Source organism: Cryobacterium sp. RTC2.1, assembly GCF_035018685.1.
Taxonomy (GTDB): Bacteria; Actinomycetota; Actinomycetes; order Actinomycetales; family Microbacteriaceae; genus Cryobacterium; species Cryobacterium glucosi.
Window position 1 is genome coordinate 1 of the sequence record NZ_JASJXJ010000221.1, and the last position, 4,490, is coordinate 4,490.

General features: G+C 68.8%; 4 protein-coding genes and 1 pseudogene. 3 read left to right on the top strand and 2 right to left on the bottom strand.

Annotation, left to right across the window (positions count from 1 at the left end):
* Positions 1 to 341 precede the first annotated feature (341 nt).
* A complete protein-coding gene (locus QN357_RS17935) occupies positions 342 to 986 on the bottom strand; it encodes a TrmH family RNA methyltransferase (RefSeq protein WP_322189132.1) in 645 nt (214 codons plus the stop codon).
* Positions 987 to 1,073: 87 nt separating this feature from the next.
* Here QN357_RS17935 and QN357_RS17940 point away from each other — a divergent pair, with 87 nt between their 5' ends.
* Genes QN357_RS17940 through QN357_RS17950 form a run of 3 tightly spaced genes read left to right on the top strand, consistent with a single transcriptional unit; the run spans position 1,074 to position 3,889 of the window.
* Positions 1,074 to 2,336: an Nramp family divalent metal transporter gene (locus tag QN357_RS17940; RefSeq protein ID WP_134446207.1), complete on the top strand. Its 1,263-nt coding sequence runs from the start codon at positions 1,074 to 1,076 to the stop codon at positions 2,334 to 2,336.
* A 10-nt stretch (positions 2,337 to 2,346) separates the two neighbouring features.
* Positions 2,347 to 3,036: a metal-dependent transcriptional regulator gene (locus tag QN357_RS17945; RefSeq protein ID WP_134561951.1), complete on the top strand. Its 690-nt coding sequence runs from the start codon at positions 2,347 to 2,349 to the stop codon at positions 3,034 to 3,036.
* Positions 3,037 to 3,088: 52 nt separating this feature from the next.
* A complete protein-coding gene (locus QN357_RS17950) occupies positions 3,089 to 3,889 on the top strand; it encodes an HAD-IIA family hydrolase (RefSeq protein ID WP_134446205.1) in 801 nt (266 codons plus the stop codon).
* 179 nt (positions 3,890 to 4,068) lie between these two features.
* On the opposite strand, the pseudogene QN357_RS17955 reads toward QN357_RS17950, so the two are convergent.
* Positions 4,069 to 4,490: pseudogene (locus QN357_RS17955) on the bottom strand (large membrane associated protein); the annotation flags it as partial.

Below are 4,490 nucleotides of genomic sequence, written 5' to 3' on the forward strand. Positions count from 1 at the left end.
TCGCAATGCTCAGCCTCGGCGGGCACAAACCCGTGCTTCCCGGCCGGGACTAACCCACGGAAGAGTCAGGAGAGCCCTTTTTGTGGCGCGGCACGATGGCAGGGCGGAAAAGCGGCATGACGGGTACTCCAGGGTAAGCAATGCGAGCAGCGATGTTTCGGCGTACGCGGGGCATTTCGGGTGCCCGGGTACGCAGAAGCGTCCCTGTTGAGTACGTTTCCTAGAAGCTACCGGTTGCGCATCGCGCCGGTCAATCCCTCGGACGACCCCAGTGCGCGGCGGAGCTCACCCCAGAACGGGGCGGCACCGGTTCCGGCTCCGGCTCCGGCTCCGTGAGCGGGCTACTTGAAGCGGTGCTGAAGCACCCAGTCGTGCATTGCGACGGCGGCGGCAGCTGAGGCGTTGATCGAGCGCGTCGATCCGAACTGGCTGATCTCGAGCACGGCATCCGCCGCGGCGATCGCCTCGTCGGAGAGGCCGGGGCCTTCCTGGCCGAACAGGAGCACGCAGCGCTCCGGGATCGCGAAGGTTTCGATCAGCACGCTGCCGGGCACGTTGTCGATCGCGATGATCGGCAGGCCTTCGTTCGCCGCCCAGAGCACGAACGTGGCGACATCCGCGTGATGCAGCACGTGCTGGTACCGGTCGGTGACCATGGCACCGCGCTTGTTCCAGCGCTTGCGCCCGATAATGTGCACGGTGTCCGCGCCGAAGGCGTTGGCGCTGCGCACGATCGAGCCGATGTTCATGTCATGCTGCCAGTTCTCGATCGCGACGTGGAAGGGGTGGCGCTTCTCATCGAGATCGGCGACGATCGCGGCCATCGACCAGTACCGGTACCGGTCGATCACGTTGCGGGTGTCACCGTGCTCGAGGAGCTCGGGGTCGTAGAACGCCTCCTCCGGCAACTCGCCCTGCCACGGCCCGACCCCGTTCGTCGACAGCTCCACGGTCGGTACGGAAGCGGGGAGCAGCGGTTCAGTCACCGCTCCACCGTATCCCGCGCAGCGCCTGCCCCCGCCCCGCGCGCGTGCTCGTGCCCAGGGCAGGGCGAGCGCGCGTATAATTTCGGTATGCCTAAAAATGCTGGCGGCACGGTAGCGGATGCGGCGCGGACGCCGGCAGCACCCGCCCGGCTGGCGATGTTGCTCGGTCCCGCCATGGTCGCCGGCGTTGCCTACCTGGATCCGGGCAACGTGGCGAGCAATATGACCGCGGGCGCCCGGTTCGGGTACCTGCTGGTCTGGGTGGTGCTCTCGGGCAACCTGATGGCGTGGCTGATCCAGTACCTCTCCGCGAAGCTCGGGATCGTGACCGGGCAGAGCCTGCCGGAGATCCTCGGCAGCCGGTTCAAGCATCCGTTTCTGCGGCGGTTGTACTGGCTGCAGGCGGAGCTCGTCGCGATGGCGACCGACCTCGCGGAGATCATCGGCGGTGCGGTTGCGCTCTACCTGCTGTTCGGGCTGCCGCTGCTGCTCGGTGGCGTGATCACGGGCACGGTCTCGATGCTCGTGCTGACCGCGCAGGCCCGGCGTGGGGCACAGAGCTTCGAGCGGGTCATCGTCGCAATGCTGTGCGTGATCACGATCGGGTTCACCGCCGGGGTGTTCTTCGCCCCGCCGGACCCTGCGAGCGTGCTCGCCGGCCTCGTGCCGCGGTTCGAGGGCAGCAACTCGGTGCTGCTCGCGGCGTCGATCCTCGGTGCGACGATCATGCCGCACGCGATCTACGCGCACTCCGCCCTCGCCCGCGACCGGTTTCCCGGTGCCCACGACCGGCCGACCACGCACCGCCTGCTCTGGGCCACCCGCTGGGATGTGACCCTCGCGATGATCCTCGCCGGCACCGTCAACGTGGCCCTGCTCGTCGTCGCCGCCTCTGCGCTGCAGGGCATTCCGGGAACCGACTCGCTTCCGGGCGCGTATGACGCCCTGAAGTCGAGCCTCGGGCCGATCGTCGCGACGGTGTTCGCGATCGGCCTGCTCGCATCCGGGCTCGCCTCGACCTCCGTCGGCGCGTACGCCGGTGCCGAGATCATGCACGGGCTGCTGCAGCTGCGATTGCCGCTGCTCGTCCGTCGCCTCGTCACGCTGATCCCGGCGCTCATCATCCTCGGCCTCGGCCTCAACCCGACCGAGGCCCTCGTGCTGAGCCAGGTCGCGCTCTCCTTCGGGATCCCGTTCGCGCTGATCCCGCTGGTTTGGCTGACCTCGCGGCGGAGCCTGCTCGGCGAATACACCAACCGCTGGTTCACGACGCTGGCCGGGATCATCACCGCCATCCTGCTGGTCACGCTCAACGTCGTCCTGCTCGTGCTGATCTTCACCGGAGCATAGGGAGCGGCTCATGAAACACAACGGCACGAGCACCCCGGCGTCTGAGGACTACCTCAAGACCATCTATGCGCACACCGAGTGGCAGCCGGAACCGATCACCCCGTCGGCTCTTGCAGCCCGGCTCGGGATCGCTCCCTCCTCGGTCACGGAGATGGTGAAGAAGCTCGCGGCCGCCGGCCTCATCACGCACGTGCCGTACGGGCCTCTCTCCCTCACCCCCGTCGGGCTGCTGCGCGCGAGCGCGGTCGTGCGACGGCACCGCCTCATCGAGACCTGGCTCGTGCGCGAGATGGGCTACGACTGGGATGAGGTGCACGACGAGGCCGAGATCCTCGAACACTCCCTCTCGGACCGGCTGCTCGACGCCATCGACGAACGCCTCGGCCGGCCGGCGGTCGACCCGCATGGCGACGCGATCCCCGCGGCTGACGGCTCCGTCACCGCGCGCGCCGGGCTCGTCGCGGCCGAAGCCGGCCCCGGCCTCGTCGGCGTCGTCCTGCGGATCAGCGACCGGGATCCCGTCGTGCTCCGAGGCCTCGCACGCGACGGCATCGGGCCGGGAACCGTGCTCGCGCTGCTGGGACCGGGCGTCGTGCGACTGCTGAACGGCAGCATCCGCCACCTGACCGATGCGGAGGCCGCGTCGATCTGGCTCGATGCGGAGCCCACCGACGAGCCCCGCGCGGAATCGAAGCGATGACACCGACCAAACCCCGGAACGCTACTCTGGAGGGGAACCCGAGGAGCGCCGAATGACACGCCGTGACGAGATCGAATGCTGGCTCACCGACATGGACGGGGTGCTGGTCCACGAGAACAGCCCGCTGCCCGGGGCCGCCGAGCTTCTGCAGCAATGGAGCGACGCGGGAACGCCGTTCCTCGTGCTGACCAACAACTCCATCTTCACGCCGCGTGACCTGAGCGCCCGGCTGCGCGCCTCAGGACTCAACGTGCCAGAGGAGCGCATCTGGACCTCGGCCCTCGCGACCGCCGACTTCCTGAAGAGCCAGATGCCCGGCGGAACGGCCTTCGTGATCGGAGAGGTCGGCCTGACGACGGCCCTGCACGAGGCCGGGTTCATCATGACGGAGACGAACCCCGACTACGTCGTCGTGGGCGAGACCCGCAACTACTCCTTCGAGGCCATCACCAAGGCCATCCGCCTGCTGCTCGCCGGTGCGCGCTTCATCGCGACGAACCCGGATGCGACAGGGCCGAGCGCGGACGGCCCGATGCCCGCGACGGGCGCCATCGCCGCTCTCATCTCGAAGGCGACCGGCATGGAGCCGTATGTCGTCGGCAAGCCGAACCCGATGATGTTCCGCTCGGCGATGAACAAGATCGGCGCGCACTCGGAGAACACCGCGATGATCGGCGACCGGATGGACACCGACATCGTCGCCGGTATCGAGGCCGGCTTGTACACGCTGCTCGTGATGACCGGGATCAGCGACGAGGCCGAGGTCAGCCGTTACCCGTTCCGCCCGGACGAGATCATCTCCGGCGTCGACAAGCTCGTGTCCCTCGAACCCGTCGAGTCCGACGAGATCTAGCCCACCCCGCGTCACCCCGCGTCGCCCATCCGGTTGGCGCGTTCCGAATTCAGGAGTTGAGCGCGTCCCCACCCGAACAGGGCGGATGCGCGGCACTCGTCTGGGGCCCTGCCTCGGCTCGCAGGGCTCGACTCCTGGATTCGGCACAGCGACGAACGAGGAGCCGGGAGTTCCTGCGGCTAAGCGGTCGGGCCGGGGCCGGCGAGGCTCCCGGTGATGCCGTCGCCGGAGGACCGGCTCACGAAGCAGAAGTACTGGTGCGGGGCATCCGCCCACTGTGCAGCAGTGATCGGGTAGCTGCCCTGAACCTGCACATCGGGATACGCCGCCGCAGCGGTGAGGTCGATCACGCCGGGCGCGCTGCAGAGCAGGTTGATCTGCGCAGCAAGCGCCGCCTCGCCGGGGAACGGAGTCGTCGCGTCCCCGGGGAACAGACCGCGATAGACGAGCTGCGCCTGGTGCGGGGCCGCGCAGTCGGCGACCGTGAAGGTCTCCTCCCACGGGGAGACGTAGGGCTGCAGGCATTCGCCGCCGAACAGGGTCTGCCAGGCGTGCACGCCGACCGGCTGCGCGGCGGTGGGCGCCGGGGTCGGCGTGGGGG

What these genes read in the sequence shown, in the direction of transcription:
- QN357_RS17950 (WP_134446205.1), top strand. Translation starts at nt 3,089, where the DNA reads ATGACACGCCGTGACGAGATCGAATGCTGGCTCACCGACATGGACGGG.
- QN357_RS17940 (WP_134446207.1), top strand. Translation starts at nt 1,074, where the DNA reads ATGCCTAAAAATGCTGGCGGCACGGTAGCGGATGCGGCGCGGACGCCG.
- QN357_RS17945 (WP_134561951.1), top strand. Translation starts at nt 2,347, where the DNA reads ATGAAACACAACGGCACGAGCACCCCGGCGTCTGAGGACTACCTCAAG.